Source organism: Mycobacterium angelicum, assembly GCF_002086155.1.
In the GTDB taxonomy this organism is placed as follows: Bacteria; Actinomycetota; Actinomycetes; order Mycobacteriales; family Mycobacteriaceae; genus Mycobacterium; species Mycobacterium angelicum.
Genome location: NZ_MVHE01000385.1, coordinates 1 through 282, shown reverse-complemented (window position 1 = coordinate 282; position 282 = coordinate 1). Strand labels below are relative to the sequence as shown.

The following is a 282-nucleotide window of genomic DNA, read 5'->3' as shown; positions in this document are numbered from 1 at the left end:
GCCCGCTGGCCGTCGGCGAGTTGGCCCGCGACCTGCCCGTCAGCCGACCCGCGGTGTCACAGCACCTCAAAGTGCTCAAGACCGCCAGGCTGGTGTGCGACCGCCCCGCGGGAACACGCCGCGTCTACCAGCTCGACCCGACAGGCCTTGCGGCATTGCGCACCGACCTCGACCGGTTCTGGACACGCGCCCTGACTGGCTACGCGCAGCTCATCGACTCCGAAGGAGACGACACATGACACGCCCGCGAACCGATGCCATCCACCACCACGTTGTCGTCAA

At 68.1% G+C, this 282-nt stretch carries 1 protein-coding gene; it reads left to right on the top strand.

What is annotated here, in order from left to right; genetic code table 11:
* A partial coding sequence (locus BST12_RS29910; protein ID WP_083116546.1) for an ArsR/SmtB family transcription factor occupies positions 1–239 on the top strand: 239 nt, incomplete at its 5' end.
* Between the last annotated feature and the right edge of the window lie 43 nt (positions 240–282).